Genomic DNA, 21,072 nt, shown 5'->3' on the forward strand with positions numbered 1-21,072 from the left:
TTTAACTTTCCTACACGTTTTTACGCATTAATTAGCCAGTTTCTGACGCTCAATAAAACGGGTTAAACGGTCAGCAATCTCAAAACTACCATGTTTAAACAAGATGCGTAGACCTTGCTCGGTGGCATCAAAGATTAAACATTCAATTTTAAACTCGCCCTCTTCATCAGCTAAATGCAAGGCTAAATCACGTGGATGCTGACTAACAAAATCAAGCTGCTCAAGTTGGTGAAGTTTCAGGTACACCCCAAAGAACGTGATATCGACAATTGTGACTGGCGCTTCGCTATCCAGATGACGGTGGCTAAGCTTGCTTTCTGGCTGTAAAACAGGGATACGCTCTTCACCACGGCGTTCAATCTGCTTCATTTGCTCGCGCGTCATGCTAATGATGCCATCAAGGTTATCGATGGATTCACCTTTTAGGAATGTGGTAAACAGATTCATGGTTTCTTTACGGCGCTGCAACTGTGGCACATGGTCGGCATTGGCGATCAAGGCAAACTGCATGTCTTCACACTGCAAGGCAAAGTCGGCGTTTTCATGCGGCAGGGTAAAACTGTCATACTGCCCAGCGGCAACCAGTGTCTTACACTGTGCGACAGGCACATCGCTTAGGCGCAGTAAACGGTTGCAGTTGATTTCATAGCGCTCGCGCTCAGTTGTGGTGAAATCAGCCATCTGCCTGAAGAACAGGCGCTTGGCTGTTGGTGACATACGTGTCTTGTCCAGCTTGGCGTGGTTGACCAGATACAAAATAACCGCCTGCCCAAACTCCTCCATGCGGTCTTCACGCATCAGGTGTAGTGACTCCTCAAGCAGCATGCGCCAGCTTTTACGGGTCTTTTGCATCACGCCCATCAGCACCATACGGTCCACCAGTTCTGGACGTTGATATGCAAATGAAGAAGCGACCACTGAACCCAATGACATTCCCATCACTGAAACCTTGTCGATTCCAACAATATCAAGCCATTGACCCAGCATTTTTGATAAATCAGGCAATTCCAGCACTGCTGCGGATTCACCAGTATCCACATTGCGAATCTGTTGATTTGCGCCCATTGAAGGTAAATCAATCAAAATGACAGGACCACTCTCAAAGAGTTGCTCAACACAATACTTATAAGAGTTAAAGTTCTGAAATGCGCCTCCGACAATTACAATTGGCGTGTTGTAGATCGTTTTAGGATCAGCAATCGCCATATATTCAATTTTCCAACCATCTATCCATGTAGCACGCGCTGGTTGTTTAAAACTGTTTTTATTGTAAATGTCGAAAAAACCAAACCCAGTGTAGGTGTGGTTTAAATCCGAGTCCATTTGGATAATGGAATTCATATCCTTCCTCCATCCTTGTTTATTTTTTTGATGCAAGAGTCTCATTTTTGACGATTTCAACTTGCAAGTTAACAAATTTATAAAATTTGTATTACATTTATCCTATACATTTTCATTCTATACAAATGCATGTTTTATACGCAATGATTTCCTTAACCATTTATCTTGTTTAATTCAACAATCTTTTGCAAAATATGTAGTCATGCCTTTAAATTCAACATATTCATCGCATTTCAGCAAAAATACCCGCGCAACATAACAGTTTATAATTTGTGAATTAGTCAGTTCAGGCTATTCATTGTTCCGCATTTGACTGTTACTATCTTTATAAATACATGCAATCATCAAAATGCTATGCAAGACTCTATTCAAACTTATATGCAGCAGGTCGGGATACAGGCGCGTAAAGCGTCCCGTATTTTAGTCAGTGCATCGACACATTTGAAAAATCATGCCTTGTCTGCAATTTATACTGCCTTGGAAAATAATCAAGCACAAATTTTAGCAGCCAACCAGATTGATATGGAAAATGGTCGTCAACGCCAACTGGACAGCGCCCTGCTTGACCGTCTGGAGCTGACCCCTGCCCGCTTTAAAGGCATGTTACAGGGCCTAAAGGATGTCATCGCATTGGTTGACCCGATTGGTGAGATCACCGATATGGCTTACCGTCCGTCGGGTATCCAGTTGGGTAAAATGCGGGTGCCGCTTGGCGTGATTGGAATGATTTATGAGTCACGTCCCAATGTGACACTTGAAGCGGCATCATTGGCGCTAAAATCAGGTAACGCGATTATCCTGCGTGGTGGCTCTGAGGCGCTGGAATCGAACAAGGCGATCGCAGCTGCAATTCAGCATGGCCTACAGGTTTCAGGCCTGCCTGAACATGCCGTACAGGTAATTGACACACCTGACCGTGCCGCTGTTGGACACCTGATCACCATGAATGAATATGTTGACGTGATTGTACCACGTGGTGGAAAAAGCCTGATTGAACGCATCAGCAATGAGGCGCGTATTCCTGTGATCAAGCATCTGGATGGCAACTGCCATATCTTTGTTGAGGCACAGGCTGACCTGCAAAAAGCCTTGCCAATCGCCTTGAATGCAAAAACACACCGTTATGGTGTATGTAATGCCATGGAAACCCTGTTGGTTGATGAGGCGATTGCTGAAGAATTCCTGCCCCGCATTGCTGAGCTTTATGCGGAAAAACAGGTTGAGCTTCGTGGCTGTCCAGAAACCCAGCGCATTCTGGGTGAATCTGTCAAAACCGCGACTGAGGAAGACTGGTATACAGAGTATCTGGGGCCGATTCTTGCAGTTAAGGTGGTGAGTGGTATGGATGAGGCGATTGACCATATCAATCAATACGGCTCACACCATACCGACGCGATTATTACCGAAAACTTTAGTCTGGCGCGTGAGTTTCTGGCACGTGTTGACTCCAGCTCAGTGATGATCAATGCCTCAACCCGTTTTGCCGATGGCTTCGAATATGGTCTCGGTGCGGAAATCGGGATTTCGACCGACAAAATCCATGCACGTGGTCCAGTCGGTCTAGAAGGCCTGACTTCACAGAAATGGATTGTTTTCGGTGATGGTCAAATTCGCCAGTAAACTGGTTCTATCGATTTAATTTTCGGCACGATAAAGCTCATTTATTTGATCTTTATCGTGTTTTCATATATTTTCATACAAAAAACTGTAGCAAAACAAACAGATCACCCAAAATAACTTTTTATTTGCATACTATACTGAAATATCAATTTGTTTCACTTATAAATCAGTCGTATAGGCTAAAGTCTATTTTCGTCAATACGGCCTCCCATGTTAAAACATTGCGCTTGATTCTACTGCCCCATGCATTGCAGCAAAATCAAAAGTATTCGTTTATAAAATTAAAACCTGTTAGGTGTTCAAACGTGGCTATATCTGTACTTGTAATTAACTGTGGTTCATCATCCATCAAATATGCACTGATCTCGGAACGCCGTGAAGATCGTATCTATGGTTTGGCAGAAAATCTGGGTGCCGCGGATGCGCGGATCAAGGGCATCACTGTGGGAGGTGAAGCGCTTGAGCTTTCCATTCCCTATGCAGATCACGCCAAGGCACTTGAGACCCTGCTTGAACGTTTAGCCAACTATAATCCCCAGGCGATTGGTCACCGTGTGGTGCATGGTGGCAACATCACTCAGGCAGAACGCCTCACCCAGCAGACCATTGACCGTATCCGTGATGCCATTCCACTGGCACCGCTACATAATCCAGCCAACCTGATTGGAATTGAGGCGACCATGAGCCTGTTCCCACAACTTCCCCAAGTGGCGGTGTTTGATACGGCTTTCCATCAAACCATGCCTGAACATGCCTACCGCTACGCAATTCCACAATTCTTATATACTGAACATCAGGTACGCCGTTACGGCTTTCATGGCACCAGTCATGCCTATGTGACTGAACGTGCCAGCGAGCTGGCAGAACAGAAAAATCAGGGGGGCTGGCTCAGTGCGCATTTGGGCAATGGCAGCTCAACCTGTGCGGTGTGGAATGGTCAGAGTATTGATACCTCAATGGGTCTAACGCCACTGGAAGGTGTGGTGATGGGAACCCGAAGCGGTGATGTTGATCCAAGCCTGCATTTATTCCTAGCAAACAATCTAGGTTGGGACATTCAAAAAATCGACAACATGCTCAACAAGGAAAGTGGTCTACTTGGTCTGTCAGGTTTATCCAATGATATGCGTACACTGGTGGAAGCCTCTGAAAAAGGTCATGAGGATGCAACGCTTGCCATCGAAGTATTCTGTTATCGTCTGGCAAAATCATTATCCGCCTTAAGTTGTGGCCTGCCGCGTTTAGATGGATTGGTGTTCACTGGCGGCATTGGTGAAAATTCTGCCTATGTGCGTGAAAAAACTCTCGCTTACCTGCCTCATTTTGGTCTGCAATTCAGCAAGGAAAACAATGATACTTTGGCCCGTGGCACAGAGGGGCGTATTGACACAGGAACTGGCCCACAAATCTGGGTGATTCCAACTGATGAAGAGGGTCGTATCGCCAAAGAGACCCGTCAGGTACTTGCACAAATAGCTTAAACAATCATATTTAGATAATACCAAGGTCATTATGAACACAATTTTACTGATTCCTACAGGCGAGGGTGTTGGTTTAACCTCTGCCTGCTTAGGCATGATTTATGCACTGGACTGTAAAGGAATCAATGCAGGTTTCTTAAAACCATTTTCACAAATTTCAGATGCAACTGTTGACCGCACCACCACCCTATATCGTCATCTATTCCAGCATCATTCGGTTGAACCGATTACTTATGAAAGATTGACTCAACTGATTGCATTAGGTGAGACAGATGAATTGCTCGAAGAAGCAGTTGCGTTGCATCGCCAGATTGCGGTTGATCATGATGTAATTATTGTCGAGGGGCTTGTTCCGAATGGACAAGACCATTTTGCCAGTGAAATCAATGCGGCACTTGCGCAGGCGCTGGATGCCCAGGTAGTTTTGGTCAGTACAGCTGATCTGGCTAATCCACGCAAGACAGCAGAAAAAGTGGATGCCCATCTACGCCAGTTTGGCGGCGCAGCCTCGACGCGGACCACAGGGGTCCTGTTCATGCGAACCAAGGGACTTCCTGACGGCACGGCTGAAATTCCTGTCACACTTGACCCAAGCCTGCGTCTGGACCAGCAAATTGCTGAATTTTCATTAGAACTGCAACGCTATAACCGCTTTATGGGAACAGATGAGTTGCCCATTATTGGTCTGGTTCCATTCAGCAATATCCTGAGTGTGCCACGTAGTTTGGATATTGCAGCAATTGTTGAGGGGACATGGCTGCATCAGGGAGAAGCAAAACAGCGCCGTATTTTACATACCAGCCTGATTGCCTCAAATATTGAATCTGAACTGCACAAGTTTATTGCGGGTGAACTGATCATCAGTGCCTCACAGCGTACCGACACCCTGCTTGCAGCCAGTCTTGCCAGTAGCAATGGTACGCCATTGGCAGGATTGGTTTTAACTGAACAGGCCCCACCCTCAGACAATGTTTTAGAGTTTTGCCAAAGTGCAATTAAGCAAGGTTTGCCAATTCTGCATACTTCACTTGATACACTGGAAACAGCACAACGCTTAAATCGTTTTGGCAATGAAATTCCAATTGATGATACTGAACGCGCTGAGCAGGTTACCCGTTTTGTTTCAAGCCATATTGACAATAACTGGCTGGATCAACACACCCAGAACAACCTGCATCCTCGCCTTTCTCCATCAGCTTTCCGTTATGAGTTGGTACAGAAATCCATTTCAGCGAAGAAACGAATCGTGTTACCTGAAGGCGATGAACCACGTACCGTACAGGCTGCCGTGATTTGTCAGACACGCGGCATTGCCCAATGTATCCTGTTGGCAAAACCAGAGTCTGTTGCCGAGGTTGCCAAGGCACGTGGGATTCAGCTCCCTGCTGATCTACAGATTATTGATCCAGACAGTATCCGTGATCAATACATTGAACCAATGGTTGAGTTACGCAGAGGCAAGCTGGATGCGTTGCAAGCCAAAGCACAATTGCAAGATACTGTTGTACTTGGCACCATGATGTTGGCCTTGGATCAGGTGGATGGTCTGGTTTCGGGAGCGATTCATACCACAGCCAATACAGTGCGACCTGCGTTCCAGTTAATCAAGACCGCACCGAACTACTCACTGGTCTCATCAATTTTCTTTATGCTGCTGCCAGATGAAGTGTATGTCTATGGTGACTGTGCGATCAACCCTGATCCAAATGCAGAACAGCTTGCCGAAATCGCGATTCAATCCGCAGACTCAGCCAAGGCCTTTGGTCTTGACCCACGCATCGCCATGATTAGTTATTCAACAGGAACGTCTGGTACGGGTGCAGATGTTGAGAAAGTGGCTGAGGCAACCAAGATCGCACAGCAACGCCGACCAGATTTACTGATTGATGGTCCGTTGCAATATGACGCAGCTTCGGTTGAAAGTGTTGGTCGTCAGAAAGCACCTGAGTCTCAGGTCGCTGGTCGTGCCAATGTGTTTATTTTCCCTGACCTAAATACAGGTAACACCACCTATAAAGCAGTACAGCGTGCCGCCAATGTGGTCAGTGTTGGCCCAATGCTGCAAGGTTTGAACAAGCCAGTGAATGACTTGTCTCGCGGGGCTTTGGTGGATGATATTGTATTTACCATTGCATTGACTGCAATTCAGGCAAAACAGCAAGATTAAGCAACTTACGATAGCCCTCTGCTTGAGCTGTAAAATGCACAAGCAGATAAGTTTTACCAGTTGAATCAAATCATTTTTATTTTAAATGAAGCACTCACAGTCTCATAAACCATGAGTCATCATAAGTTTTTTGTATAGACATTTGCCTTACTTTTGACTGGGCAAAAGTAACAAAACCCCTCTGTTAGACTGATGGTACATCCCTGTAAACCACAGTCTAACAAGGTGGCATCCATGCCACCTGTCACGAGAGCAAATGCTCATGAAGCAAAATAAGAAGAATCGAGACCTCTTGTATATCAAACTTCTTTAACGTTAAGCCTTTTCACTTAAACCGATTTGGAAGCTTGAACCATCTTAGAGTGTGGACCTTTAACAAAGAAAATCGCATTGCCACATAAAATTAGAATCACCCCAATCACGGCATTCATTTGCCAGTGATAGCTTTCCCATACCATTGAAATCAGTAAAGCCACTAAAGGAAATAACAAAGTACTATACGCTGCCTTACCTGCGCCAATACGACCTACCAGATAAAAATAGGCAGTAAAACCAATCACCGAACCGAAGATCGCCAGATAGAGTAAGGCACTGATTGCACTAAACTGCATACTTGGAAAAAAATCATCCTGCCTAAACCATGAAATCAAGGCCATTAAAAGCGAGCCATACAACATGCCATAAGCATTGGTGGTAAAAATATCCAGACCATGTTTTTGATGTCTCGTACTGATCATATTCCCTAAAGAAAAACCATAAGTGCCTAGGATACATAGTCCAATACCTATTAAGGTATTGCGATTTAAAGTGGTGCCCGCCACATCATGCCAGAACAAGGCAATAACCCCCAACACACCGAGTAAAGCAGCAGGATAGAACCGTGAAGACACCTGCTGAGAGAAAAATAATCGGGCATTAATGGTATTAAAAATCACCGCCATGGAGAAAATCACGGCTTCCAAACCGCTACTGATATATTGCACCGCATAGTAGAAGCAGACAAAGTTAAAACCAAAAATGCAACAGGCCTGCAACATACAAAACAGGTGATCCTGAATCGCCAGTTTCCGCAACTTTCGACTTAATACAACGAAAATAAATAACACTATTGCCGAGATAAAAAATCGCCAGAACACCGCCACACTGGCCGATATTCCACTTTGTTGTTGCAGACTAATCGCAATCCATGTGGTTCCCCAGATCACCACAACCAAAGCATATAACAGCACATTCATCTCTTTTAAACCGAACTCAATGACCATAACTGCTATTTTGCGAGTTTTGGGTCCATGATTTCTTGCATAATCTTGCGATGCCTGTCATCAACTTGCGATTTTTATTCATGCTTTTGCTAGATGACAAGGCGATATGAAAGTCCTACACTAAATACTCTATTTGGCACTGCATATAGAAGATGAAATATCAGATTCTCGATCAATTACAGCAATATAAAGCACAATTGCTCGACTCGGTTGAACTGGGTTCGGGTATGCAGTTGGCCATGTGGCAAAATAACCAAGATCGTGTCAGCGTGTGTAGCAATCATCACACTTTGAGCATGTATATTCAGGGCGGTTATGAAAGCTATCAAAAGACCGCACAAGGTTGGCACAATGGCGGTGGTCCTGATCGCATGTGCCTGATGCCACAGGACTTTGAATCGACCTGGGATTTACGCGATCCACTTACCTTTGTACATCTTTACTATACTGAACAACACTTACAACGGGTAGCTGAACAAGTCTGGGATCGTGAACCGAGTCAGATCACTTTAAACCCACAAATTTTTGTGGCTGATCCTCAAATTTCCATGATCTATCGTCATTTTTTACTCAATGGTGCATGGCAAGAACGCGAAAATCATTTACAGATGAGTACCGCAGCAACCTTGTTGCTCAACCACCTGATCAAGAATTATAGTCATGCACAGTGGCAAGTGCCCGAAGTCAAAGGTGGCCTCTCCCCTTATGTGCTTAAGCAGTTACTAGAATGGATTGATCAACATCTCCATTTGAGTCTGACCTTGTCTGATCTGGCTCAGCAAGTGCAACTCAGCGAGTATCATTTTGCGCATATGTTTAAACAATCGATGCAGATGCCACCGCATCAATATGTAATGCAACGCCGTCTTGAGCGTGCCCATCAAGCACTTGAACAGACCACAACCAATCTGACTGAGATCGCTGTGCAATATGGATTTAGTTCAAGCAGCCATTTTAGCCATCGCTTTAAGAAACAGTTTGGCTATAGTCCATCTCAACTGAGAAAAAACTAAAATCCAAAGCGCACCTTTGGTTGATGCAATTTAGATCAAAGGCTTACTTTAGACCTTTAGCCAAATCTAAGCTAAAACTCCCACATTCATTCCTTTTTGTCATATAATTTAGCCCGCCAGCTAATCGCCCGCTCAAGAGAAATTTGATATGACAACGATCATCAAACAAGATGACTTGATTACATCAATCAAGGATGCCCTGCAGTTTATTTCTTACTATCACCCACAAGACTTCATCCAAGCGATGAGCCGTGCTTATGATCGTGAAGAAAACAAAGCTGCAAAAGATGCAATTGCACAAATCCTTATCAACTCACGTATGTGTGCTGAAGGTCATCGCCCAATCTGTCAGGATACAGGGATTGTCAACGTTTTCCTTGAAGTTGGCTTAGACGTTAAATTTGATTTAAGCATGAGTCTGGATGATGCAGTCAACGAAGGAGTACGCCAAGGTTACCTAGAGAACTCAAACGTACTCCGTGCTTCTGTGTTGGCCGATCCAGCTTTTGGTCGTAAAAATACTAAAGACAATACCCCTGCCGTGATTCACTACAAGCTCGTTCCAGGTAACAAGGTTGATATTACTGTTGCAGCAAAAGGTGGTGGTTCAGAAAATAAATCCAAGCTTGCAATGTTGAACCCATCTGACTCGATTGTGGACTGGGTACTTAAAACTGTTCCAACCATGGGTGCAGGTTGGTGTCCACCAGGTATGCTCGGTATTGGTATCGGTGGTACTGCTGAAAAAGCCATGATGCTTGCCAAAGAAGCACTCATGGAAGAAATCAACATGGACGAATTACTTCGTCGTGGCCCACAAAGCAAAATGGAAGAACTCCGTATCGAGATCTTCGAGAAAGTAAATGCGCTGGGTATTGGCGCACAAGGCCTTGGCGGTTTAACCACAGTGCTTGATATCAAGATCAAGGATTACCCATGTCATGCTGCGGGCAAACCAGTGGGGATGATCCCAAACTGTGCTGCAACTCGTCATGCACATTTCCAGTTAGATGGTACTGGTGTTGCGCATATTCAGGCACCTAAACTTGAAGACTATCCTGCCGTGACTTGGGATTCCTCTCAGTCTAAGCGTGTAAATCTGGATACCATTACTCAGGAAGAAATGAATTCCTGGAAACCAGGTGACACCTTACTTCTCAATGGCACCATTTATACAGGTCGTGATGCTGCACATAAACGCATGGTCGATATGTTAAATAATGGTGAAGAACTTCCTGTAGATCTAAAAGGTAAATTTATTTACTACGTTGGTCCAGTCGATCCAGTTGGCGATGAAGTGGTTGGTCCTGCTGGCCCAACAACTGCAACCCGTATGGACAAGTTTACCCGTCAGGTTCTGGAAGCTACAGGCTTATTTGGTATGATTGGTAAAGCGGATCGTGGCCCTGCTGCGGTTGAGGCAATCAAGGACAACAAGGCAACTTACCTGATGGCCGTTGGTGGTGCAGCTTACCTCGTATCTAAAGCAGTACGTGAAGCCGAAGTGGTTGCATTCGCAGACTTGGGTATGGAAGCGATCTACAAGTTTGTGGTTGAAGACATGCCTGTATCTGTTGCAGTTGATGTCAATGGCACCTCAATCCACGCCATTGCACCAAAAATCTGGCAAGCGAAAATTGGCAAGATTCCAGTGGTTGATGCCGCTGCGTCATAATATTTATACAATTCAGGTAGCCGAATCATCGTATTCGGCTATTTTTTTGCCCAGTGCTTCTGTTAGATTATAAAAAACAAAACAACAATAAGGGCAAAGACATGAGTAGAAATATATCGAGGGTGCTGGTCGGTTTATGCCTGATCAGTGCCATACAAAGTGTCTTTGCCACACCAGCGCGAACCCAGTCTGTAAAAGAGCTGATCAAACTGAGTGAGTTTGAAAATATCCTATATACCTCTTTGGATGAAATGCAGCCGACATTGGATTCAGAAGCTGAAAACATCCTGCTAAGGGTATTAAACAAGGATAAATTAACCACTACACAGGAACAATTGGCTGTACTCGAACTCAGCCAATTGTTGAAAGACACCAGTTCAAAAGTGTTTGCCCGACCCGAAACCTTACAGGCCATAGAAAAAATTTATGCCGAGACATTAAGTGAGGAAGAGGTGCAGGCTTATTTAACATTCCTAAAAACGCCTGAGGGTAGATCCATTAATCAAAAAACATTGAAAATCAGCACCAATGTTTTTCAGTATATGAATCATTTGAGCCAGCAAAGCCTGAATGATCCAGAGCAAAGCTCACAGCTAAAGGAACAGTTCCTAACCATCATCAAACCACTGGTTCAACCTGATTAGTCCCTGTTCTGTATCAGTTTACCAGGTTAAAGGATTCCAGATTTTAAATGGCTTGACCAAAAGTACTTCAGACTTTTCATCATATTTAATAGGCTTGAGTTCCTGAGGCTTGGAACGAACCTCTCCCGATTCATCCTGTGCAACAAAGTTATAGCTCGAAGATTTTAGGCGGGTAAACGCAATTTCCTGATGGGCAACCTTGTCAGGCATCACCATCCAGGGACCTGTATGTTCACTGCGGGAAATCTTGTTTTCCTCATCATATTTGATGAAATAGGTTTGCGCGGCATCCACTGTCAAATCCAGATATTTTGGTTTCTGGAAATGTAATCCTGCCAAAGGACGGCTTGCACTTAAACGATAGGTTCCCGCAGGGAGTTCAACCCAGTAATAATGATTATGTAACAGGCTTGGAATACGATGACCATTGATAAACAGGTTGACCGCCGCAATTTCCTGACGGTTCCAGCGCGAATCTGGTCGATACAGATACACAATGGCCGCCTGTTCATTTTGCGGTTTAACTGGTGTGAAGTATTGACCCAACTTTTGATTGACCCAACCTCCTACAGTGAAGCCACCCACATGGTATTGATCAAACAGGCCTGGTTCTTTTTCAGTATCCACTGGTGGTAGCGTTGCAGTCAGTGCTGCTGGTTTTTCCTCAACGGCCTTGTGGCTTTGACAGCCAGCCAATACCCCAGCACAACATAATGACAATATTAAATAACGCATGACATCCCTCAAGGCGTTTTCTTGGATTTATTGTTAACAGCGCAAAACTATGCGGATTTTCCAATTTTTAAGATTAACACCTCACTGACCAATTGCAAATAAAAAAAGCATGAAAAGCTAAACCTTTCATGCTTTTTTAGATGAGTGATAAACCGTTGCCGTTAGGCCGATTTGGAATCAATCACTTTCAGGTCTTTTTTTTCCACCAGTTCAGGCGTGGTCACCTGGGGGAGACGCTCAGCCTTATAGGTTGGTTTTGCGGTGCCATTGATCACGGCTTCATCCACAACCACTGTACCAACATCTGTACGGCTTGGTAAATCGTACATGGTTTCAAGCAAAACATTTTCCAGAATTGAACGTAGACCACGTGCACCCGTATTGCGTTCCAGCGCTTTCTTCGCCACCGCACGCAATGCAGACTCATCAAACACCAAATCCACATCTTCCATTGTGAACAGGTATTGATATTGGCGTGTCAATGCATTCTTCGGTTCTGTCAGAATCTGCATCAGCGCTTCTTCATCCAGTTCCTCCAAAGTGGCAATCACAGGCAAACGACCAATGAACTCAGGAATCAAGCCAAACTTGACCAGATCAGTTGCCTCAACCTGACGGAACAATTCAGAGACTTTCTTGCGATCATCCTTGTTCTTCACATCAGCGGTAAAGCCAATGCCGCCCTTTTCCTGACGCTGCTGGACAATTTTTTCCAGACCAGAGAATGCGCCACCACAAATGAACAGGATATTTGAGGTATCAATCTGGATAAATTCCTGTTGAGGATGCTTACGTCCACCTTGAGGTGGAATTGAGGCAACAGTGCCCTCAATCATTTTCAACAGCGCCTGCTGCACACCCTCACCTGAAACATCACGGGTAATGGATGGATTTTCAGACTTACGGGTGATCTTGTCGATCTCATCAATATAGATAATGCCTTTCTGGGCTTTCTCTACATCATAGTCCGCTTTCTGCAATAGCTTCTGCACGATGTTTTCGACATCTTCACCCACATAACCTGCTTCCGTGAGTGTAGTCGCATCTGCCATGGCAAATGGAACATCCAGCAAGCGGGCAAGTGTTTGCGCCAGCAAGGTCTTACCTGATCCTGTTGGACCAATCAGTAGAATGTTACTTTTTGCGATTTCAACATCCTGATGTGTGTGGTGGGACTGCCCAACCTTCAACCGTTTGTAGTGGTTATACACAGCAACAGACAGGGTTTTTTTCGCAATATCCTGTCCAATGACATACTGGTCAAGGGCAGCACGTATTTCATGTGGCTTAGGCAATGCCTTGCTTGCCCAATCCCCCGCTTCAACCTGTTGGCTGGTTTGTACCAAGTCCAAGCAGACATCCACACACTCATTACAAATATATGCGTCCTCACCTGCAATCAATTTTCCAACTTCAGATTGCGTCTTACCACAAAATGAACAATGTTTTTGTCCTTGAGGATGTTCGGACATATTTACTCCACAACTTAAATCTTAAACCTAGTTTTTAAAAATCAAGGACGCTTGCTCAGCACCTGATCAACCAAACCATATTCTTTTGCTGCCTGTGCAGTCATAAAGTTGTCACGGTCTGTGTCGCGTGCGACAGTTTCATAGTTCTGACCACTATGCTCAGCCATCAAACGGTTTAAACGCTCTTTGATAAAGAGAATCTCACGCGCGTGAATTTCAATGTCAGAAGCCTGACCACGGAAACCACCCAACGGCTGGTGAATCATGACACGGGCATTTTCAAGACAGTAACGCTTGCCCTTGGCACCCGCATTCAACAGGAATGCACCCATCGATGCCGCCTGCCCCATACAGTAGGTCACCACATCTGGCTTGATGAACTGCATGGTGTCATAAATCGCCATACCAGCAGTCACTGAACCGCCTGGTGAGTTAATATAAAGATGGATATCTTTCTCTGGATTCTCAGCTTCCAGAAACAACATCTGCGCAACGATTAAATTGGCCATGTTGTCTTCAACTTCACCTGTTAAAAAAATCACACGCTCACGTAACAGGCGTGAATAAATATCAAAAGAACGCTCACCACGAGAGGATTGTTCAACGACAACAGGAACTAAAGCATTTTCAATTGTTGGAACATACATAGGTTTATTTATTCCTAAATTATTCTGACTCGATCTATGCCAACAATATGAGGGATAATCGATGAAATTGCAAAAGGTTCAACCTGAAATATTCGATTATTTATGGCAAAACCGAGTCATTTTTCGACAAATTAACACTTTCATAACACGCATAAAAAAAGGCGCATCAAGCGCCTTTCTTCTAAACTTTTAAAAGATTAGCCACGGCGTGCCTGTTGCTCTTTTAACAAGTCTTCATAGCTTACATTTACATCACTTACTTTAGCAGAAGCCAGGATGTGGTCAACAACCTGATCTTCCAGCACAACAGCTTCAATTTGAGCGCGTTGCTGCTTGTCATTTTTGAAGTATTCAACCACTTCTGTTGGGTCTTCATAAGAAGAAGCCATATCATCGATATAAGCATCAACACGTGCCTGGTCAACTTCAAGTTTAGCGTCAGCCAATACTTTGCTCACCAACACACCAAGTTTCACTGATTTTTCAGCTTGCTCCTTGAACAATTCATCTGGAAGCATGCTGCTGTCAAATGCGCCTGCGCCCTGACCACCAAATTGTTGAGTGAACTGCTGGATCATTTGTTGACGTTGACGGTCAATTTCCTGGGCAACCATAGAAGCTGGAACTTCGATTTCGTTTGCAGCAACAAGTGCATCAAACGCAGCTTGTTTAACCTGGTTACGCAGACCGTTGCGAACTTCACGTTCCATGTTCTTACGAACATCAGCCTTTAACTTGTCCAGACCTTCTTCTTCAGTCAAGCCAAAGATTTTTAGGAATTCAGCATCGATTTCTGGAAGTTTCTGTTTTTCAACAAGCTTCACAGTGATCTTGAACTGAGCAGCTTTACCCGCCAGGTTTTCAGCCTGATAGTCTTCAGGGAAAGTCACATCAATGATTTTCTCTTCGCCTTTCTTCATGCCAACGATACCGTCTTCAAAACCAGGGATCATGCGACCTGAACCAAGAACCAGTTTAAAGTCTTCAGCAGAACCGCCCTCGAACTTCTCACCATCAACAGTACCTTCGAAGTCGAAAGTCACCTGCATGTCTTTCTTCGCCATACCCTTGGTTTCAGCCCAGGAAGCGCGTTGCTTTTGCAGGTTCTCAATCATGGTATCAACGTCTTTGTCGTTGATTTCTGAAGCCTTGCGTTCAACTTCCAAATCGGCAAAAGTCTTCACTTCCACTTCTGGATAAACTTCAACAGTTGCTTCATATACTAAAGCGTCATCTTTGTTTTCAACTTTCTCAATGTTCGGCATACCTACCGCATTGATTTTTTCTTGTTGAATTGCTTCGAACACAGTGTCGCGAATGATGTCATTCACCACTTCCTGATAAATGCCCGCACCATATTCACGGCGAACAACGTTTAAAGGCACCTTACCTGGACGGAAGCCGTTGATCTTCACAGTTTTGGCAGTGCGTTTTAAGCGAGCTTCAAATTGCTCGTTAACACGGCTCGTCGGTACAGAAACATTTAAACGACGGGCAACGCCCGAAACCGCTTCAGTCGTTACTTGCATGGCTTCCTCGATATTTAGTTAGTAGTAACAGTTTTTAAAAGTGCCACATTATATGACAACTTTGCAGATATACAAAACACATGATGAAAAAGCAACTCGCTTTCTTTGATTTTCGTCCATTTAAATACAAATTAATTCAAAAAATAGTTTTCTTAAAATAACCTTAAATAAATGTTAATTTTTGTTGTAAATGATAAAACATATCATTAACATTATGAGTGTCAGTTGTTTTAATTTTTTTTGTTTTGATTTTTCTCCACTTTTGGACTGTTTATCATGCGTAAATTCAATCTGCACCCTTTAACGGCAGCCTTTATTGGTCTCGCCTCCAGTTCACTTTATGCAGCCGAAACGGAAGCTACCCACCAGCTTTCCACTATTGTTGTGACAGCATCAGGTTTCGAGCAAAAAATTACAGACGCACCAGCAAGTATTTCGGTCATCACCAAAGAAGAGCTGGAAAAAAAGCCATATATGACCCTGCTGGACGCGGTTCGTGATCTTGAGGGGGTTGATATTGGTGAAACCCGTGACAAAACGGGACAAGGGACAATTTCCATGCGTGGAATGGGGGCCGACTACACCCTGATCCTGGTGGATGGTAAACGCCAGAACAATCACGGCGACATTTATCCAAACAACTTTGGCGGCAACCAGTTCAACCATATTCCACCACTGGATGCGATTGAACGTATTGAGGTGATTCGTGGTCCCGCATCAACACTTTATGGCGCAGACGCAATGGGTGGTGTGATTAACATCATCACCAAAAAAGTCACTGACAAATGGCAGGGATCGCTATCACACAGCCGCACTTATCAGACAGATGACAATTTCGGTGATGACATTACCACCGACTTCAATGTAATGGGACCTTTGATTGCCAATCAATTAGGTCTTACTTTGCGTGGTAGTTTTTATAACCGCATGGCATCCAATCCCACTTATACCCCTGTAACCTATCCAAATGGTGAAACACGCATCCGTGCACTTGGGTTCGGTAGTGGCGGAAAAACTGTTGATAATGAAAACTTATCGTTAGGTGCAAAACTTTCATGGACACCAACAGAGAACCAAAGCATCTCGTTTGAAATGGATACATCAAAGCAGGAATATGACAATGCGCCTCGCCTGAATGATTCAGGCACACAGGAATATCCTGTCGGTACAGTGGACAACATCGGTTCAGTTTGGTCAGCAGCTAACTTCTGTAAGGGTGCAACGGGCAATAACCAGAATGCCTGTACAGGCAATGGCGGAACCTGGGAACGCCGTGCCAATCCACAGGTCGGTTATGCGGCAGACCAGAAGTTCACCCGTGACACCTGGTCCCTTACCCATGAGGGTGACTGGAACATCGGTAAGAGTTTTGTTTCCCTTGCTTATGTTGAGACCAATAATGATGGCCGTACCCTGCCATTTACTGTGGCTGAACGTACACAGCTATTGGCCATGATTGATGGAACGGGTGCTTATGCTGGAATGAGCGAGACCGATCGCAAGAAACTGGCTGAGTCCACTTTCCTGCCCCGCAACAAGCGTGTGATGGAAAGTAACCAATATACCCTGGACGCCAAACTGGATATGCCATTTGACTTTTATGGTTCCCATAACACGATTGTGGGAACACAAATCGTTCGTGGTGAATTAAAAGATGGCGTGTTTGGTATGGAAAAAGGTACGCCAGGTGAAGTGCAGGAACACAATATGTGGTCATTGTTTGCCGAAGATACCTACCGCCTTATTGATCCTTTAGCCATCACCGCTGGCCTGCGTTACGACAATCATGAGATTTTTGGTAGCCAGGTCAGCCCTCGCCTCTATGGTGTTTATACCTTAAATGACCAACTCACCTTTAAAGGTGGAATCAGTACAGGCTATAAAACCCCAAAAACCTCTGACTTATATGATGGAATTAAAGGCTTTGGTGGTCAAGGAACTTCACCTATGTTCGGCAATCCAGACTTAAAGGCTGAAACCAGCCAGAGTTCTGAATTGGCGGTTTACTGGCAACATCCAGCAGGTCACAACCTGAATGCCACCATTTTCCACAATAAATTTGATGATAAAATTGCAGATCAGCCATGTGGAACAAATACAAACCTAGCATGCGCACCATCAACTGAATATCGTGATTTAGGATATGACTCTGATTTTTCTGCAAATCCCACTCGTATAACCAATATTGATGAAGTAGTAATCCAGGGTCTTGAACTCGCGGGCCGCTATGAAATTCTGGACAACCTGTCTTTCCGCGCCAACTACACCTATACCGACAGTGAACAGAAAAGTGGTGCCAATAAGGGACGTCCTTTAGGCAACACTGCAAAACATATGGCAAACGCAACAATTGACTGGGCTGCCACCAATAATTTCAGCCTGTTCCTAACCACAGAAGCCCGTTCTGACCGTTACCGCTCTTGGGATGCTGTCAACAACAAGCCTTTATATTTCAAAAACTATGAGGTTTTCCATTTAGGCGCATCATATAAAGCTAGTGATACAGTGACATTCAATGGTCGAGTCAACAACCTTTTTGACCGTGACTTTACCACTTATGATCTCAGCTTTACCGAATGTACCAGTGGCAGCACCTGTGTGGGTGGTTTCCAGCCAAGCTATCTAGATCATTACAACAACAAGGATAAGGCACGTAACTACTGGTTAAGTGTCAATGTGAAATTCTAAGTATCCTTAATTCACAAAGCGCTGCCTGAGGGTGGCATTTTTTATTTATATGGGTTCAAATTGTTTTCCTCATGAGAAGTTTAACAATCTAGCCAGCATGCTACATCGGCATAGCCCAGCTAATTTAAAGGAACTTGATATCTTCAATATTTCTTTAAATTACTTACATAATTATTTGATTTTCATAACAATAAATGATTTTTATTTTTACCTATCATTTTTTTCGTTTTTTTATAGAATTTGTATCGTTAATATCAATTTAATATAAAAAAATATACAAATCAATTTGTTAAATATATACCAACTTTTCTACGACAAATAAAAGCATTGATGGTGATAATAATTATCATTAGACTTCGCACAGATTGTTACATTGATTAACAATTTATCCACTTTTACTACAGTTTTGTAAAAGTTTTCTCAGGTTGAAAGTTCTGTCATTCGCCACTTCAATTTCAAGGGTTCTCTCAATGGCAAAGATCAAAAGTCGTAAACATCTTGGTACTACACAGTTAGTTGCACTTGCGGCAACCTTACCTTTGGCGGCACATGCTGCACCCGCAGAGGACAATGTTGCAAAACTTCCAACAATTGAAGTGAATGCAGAGAACAACTATAAGGCTGAATCCACTTCAACCAAAAGAACCGAATCACTTCTAAATACCGCAAAAACAACGCAAATCATTACTGCACAATCGTTGAAAGAACAAAACTTACTGTCTTTGCAGGATGCCTTGGCAACCACTCCTGGTATTAGCTTTGGTGCGGGTGAAGGTGGAGGCGGTTATGGAGATAAAATCAATCTACGTGGTTATGATGCCCAATCCAACATCACCATTGATGGTTTACGTGATGCTGCCGTTCAGACACGTTCAGATTTATTCAACTATGAAGCTGTGGAAATCACTAAAGGCGCCAACTCATCAGAAAGTGGTGTTGGACAGGTCAGTGGTGGTATCAACCTTGCTTCCAAGGCACCAAAAAATCGTGACTTTAATGAAGTGACCCTTGGTAAAGGCAGCGATGACTACACACGTATCACAGGAGACTTCAATAAAGTCCTTAGTGATGATGTTGCGGTACGTTTAAATGTGATGAACCATCAGGACACTTATGTTGGTCGTCCAGAAGAACGTAAACGCTGGGGATATGCCCCATCTATTACAGTAGGTATCAATGATACTACCCAGGCAACCTTATCTTACTTCCATCAGGAAGATGATAATGACCCACTATATGGCGTACCTTACTACAATGGTAAAGCCGTACCTGGTATCTCCACAGCAAACAACTATGGCTACCGTAATCTAGACAACCAAACGTCAGATACCGATATTACCACGTTAAAGGTAACTAGCGCTATTAGCGATATGTTTACCTTGAACTCAATCACCCGCTTTAGTGATATTACTCAGGACATGGTGGTTACCGCTCCACAGGGTACATATTGCCTGGCTAACGGTTTGTCACCAACTGGTTTTACTAATGACAACCAAACAGGTTATACAGATGCAAACTGTGGTAAAAAAGGCATTATTGGACAATACATTCCAAGCGGACCTCGTGGCTATCACCGTGAAACCAATACAAAACAGTTTTCCAATGATACCAACCTGATCAGCAAATTTAAGACGGGCATTCTTGAACATGCATTGGTAACGGGTGTGTCGTACAGCACTGAAGATTACGCTTTAAATGTTGGTGGCTATCTATATAACAGCAACGGCACGCCTTTAGCTAAGCCGAATATGGATGTTTATCATCCTGACAATTACTGGCATGGTGAAACCAACTACTTTGCCAACAGCACAGGTCTAGGCAAGCTTGATATTTATTCTGCTTATCTATTTGACACAATCAAGTTGGGTTCACAATTCCTTGTGAATGCTGGTGTACGCTTTGATCGTACCGAGGGTCAGTATGCAACCACATCAAGAGACAGCGTAACTGCTGATGATGTTAAAAAAGATCCTACTCTGGTTCAAGGTACACTGAAAAACACTTGGACAACCAACCCAGCTACCTCACAGGATAATAATCTCGTTTCATATAATCTGGGCCTTACTTATAAGCCTACGGAAAGTACAAGTTTATATGCAACGTATGCCAATGCCCAAAAACCAACGCAGAACTCTGCCAATGCTGGCTGTACAACAGGTACAACCTGTGACACCAAACCAGAAGAAGCTGTAAACTATGAGTTAGGTGCAAAATGGCAAATGAACCCGAACTTCCTGATCAACGCGGCTGTGTTCCGCAATGAGCAAAATAAAGTTCGTGTTGCAAGCGCAATTGCTGGCATGAATAATGTTCTTGATGGTAAAAACCATGTAGACGGCGTAGAAATCGGCGCGGCTGGCAACATCACACCACAATGGGGAATTTCTGCAAGCTTGGCTTATATGAAAGGTGAGTACGACCAGACCATTGCAAGCGCGGCAACGGCAACAGACTTTGCCAAAGGTGCAAAAATGACGAATGTGCCAGAATTATCTGGTGGCCTCTGGACAACTTATCAATTCAATGACCAGTGGCAGGTTGGTTATGGCTTGACATATCAGGGTAAAATGTATTTATCAAGTGTAAGTGCAACAACCAACCTGATTCCTCAAGTACAATCAGAGGACTATCTGATCCATAATGCTTCTATAACCTATAGTTATAACAAAGACCTTAGCTTCCAGTTGATTGGTAAAAACTTAAGCGACAAGGAATACTATGCTCGTATCCGTAACAACGGTTGGGCTACTCCAGGTGAAGGTCGTCAAGGCGTATTCAATGTTAACTACAAATTCTAA

General features: G+C 43.9%; 14 protein-coding genes. 8 read left to right on the forward strand and 6 right to left on the reverse strand.

The window, feature by feature from the left end:
- Positions 1-27: 27 nt before the first annotated feature.
- A complete protein-coding gene (locus tag N5J47_RS15215) occupies positions 28-1,341 on the reverse strand; it encodes an alpha/beta hydrolase (protein WP_267980611.1) in 1,314 nt (437 codons plus the stop codon).
- A gap of 354 nt (positions 1,342-1,695) precedes the next feature.
- Between N5J47_RS15215 and N5J47_RS15220 the strand changes: the two genes are divergently transcribed.
- From N5J47_RS15220 to pta, 3 genes are all read left to right on the forward strand, one after another.
- The gene (locus N5J47_RS15220; protein ID WP_267980613.1) at positions 1,696-2,961 is read left to right on the forward strand and encodes a glutamate-5-semialdehyde dehydrogenase; all 1,266 of its coding nucleotides are present in this window, start codon (positions 1,696-1,698) and stop codon (positions 2,959-2,961) included.
- 305 nt (positions 2,962-3,266) lie between these two features.
- Positions 3,267-4,442: an acetate kinase gene (locus N5J47_RS15225; RefSeq protein ID WP_279958559.1), complete on the forward strand. Its 1,176-nt coding sequence runs from the start codon at positions 3,267-3,269 to the stop codon at positions 4,440-4,442.
- A gap of 31 nt (positions 4,443-4,473) precedes the next feature.
- A complete protein-coding gene (gene pta / locus N5J47_RS15230) occupies positions 4,474-6,609 on the forward strand; it encodes a phosphate acetyltransferase (RefSeq protein ID WP_279958560.1) in 2,136 nt (711 codons plus the stop codon).
- 329 nt (positions 6,610-6,938) lie between these two features.
- Here the strand turns inward: pta and N5J47_RS15235 are convergent, their stop codons facing one another.
- Positions 6,939-7,844, reverse strand: a complete 906-nt coding sequence (locus tag N5J47_RS15235) for a DMT family transporter (protein WP_279958777.1) — start codon at positions 7,842-7,844, stop codon at positions 6,939-6,941.
- 179 nt (positions 7,845-8,023) lie between these two features.
- Between N5J47_RS15235 and N5J47_RS15240 the strand changes: the two genes are divergently transcribed.
- The 3 genes from N5J47_RS15240 (at position 8,024) to N5J47_RS15250 (ending at position 11,203) form a co-directional block, all read left to right on the forward strand.
- Positions 8,024-8,884 (forward strand): AraC family transcriptional regulator, encoded by an 861-nt coding sequence (locus tag N5J47_RS15240; protein WP_279958561.1) that lies wholly within the window; start codon positions 8,024-8,026, stop codon positions 8,882-8,884.
- 148 nt (positions 8,885-9,032) lie between these two features.
- A complete protein-coding gene (locus N5J47_RS15245) occupies positions 9,033-10,559 on the forward strand; it encodes a fumarate hydratase (protein WP_279958562.1) in 1,527 nt (508 codons plus the stop codon).
- Between the two features lie 101 nt (positions 10,560-10,660).
- Complete coding sequence (locus N5J47_RS15250; protein ID WP_279958563.1) at positions 10,661-11,203, forward strand: DUF2059 domain-containing protein; 543 nt, start codon at positions 10,661-10,663, stop codon at positions 11,201-11,203.
- Between the two features lie 18 nt (positions 11,204-11,221).
- Here the strand turns inward: N5J47_RS15250 and N5J47_RS15255 are convergent, their stop codons facing one another.
- From N5J47_RS15255 to tig, 4 genes are all read right to left on the reverse strand, one after another.
- Complete coding sequence (locus N5J47_RS15255) at positions 11,222-11,938, reverse strand: DUF2846 domain-containing protein (RefSeq protein WP_279958564.1); 717 nt, start codon at positions 11,936-11,938, stop codon at positions 11,222-11,224.
- Positions 11,939-12,099: 161 nt separating this feature from the next.
- Positions 12,100-13,410 carry an ATP-dependent Clp protease ATP-binding subunit ClpX gene (gene clpX, locus N5J47_RS15260; protein ID WP_279958565.1) on the reverse strand — a complete coding sequence of 437 codons (1,311 nt, stop codon included), beginning with the start codon at positions 13,408-13,410 and terminating at the stop codon, positions 12,100-12,102.
- A 41-nt stretch (positions 13,411-13,451) separates the two neighbouring features.
- Positions 13,452-14,057, reverse strand: coding sequence for an ATP-dependent Clp endopeptidase proteolytic subunit ClpP (gene clpP, locus N5J47_RS15265; RefSeq protein WP_004678498.1), 606 nt, complete (start codon positions 14,055-14,057; stop codon positions 13,452-13,454).
- A gap of 197 nt (positions 14,058-14,254) precedes the next feature.
- The gene (gene tig, locus N5J47_RS15270; RefSeq protein ID WP_267980627.1) at positions 14,255-15,586 is read right to left on the reverse strand and encodes a trigger factor; all 1,332 of its coding nucleotides are present in this window, start codon (positions 15,584-15,586) and stop codon (positions 14,255-14,257) included.
- Between the two features lie 276 nt (positions 15,587-15,862).
- Here tig and N5J47_RS15275 point away from each other — a divergent pair, with 276 nt between their 5' ends.
- Positions 15,863-18,274 carry a TonB-dependent receptor gene (locus N5J47_RS15275; RefSeq protein WP_279958566.1) on the forward strand — a complete coding sequence of 804 codons (2,412 nt, stop codon included), beginning with the start codon at positions 15,863-15,865 and terminating at the stop codon, positions 18,272-18,274.
- Between the two features lie 470 nt (positions 18,275-18,744).
- On the forward strand, positions 18,745-21,072 hold the full coding sequence (locus N5J47_RS15280) for a TonB-dependent receptor (protein WP_267980629.1): 2,328 nt from the start codon (positions 18,745-18,747) through the stop codon (positions 21,070-21,072).

The organism is Acinetobacter sp. GD03645 (assembly GCF_029845285.1).
In the GTDB taxonomy this organism is placed as follows: Bacteria; Pseudomonadota; Gammaproteobacteria; order Pseudomonadales; family Moraxellaceae; genus Acinetobacter; species Acinetobacter corruptisaponis.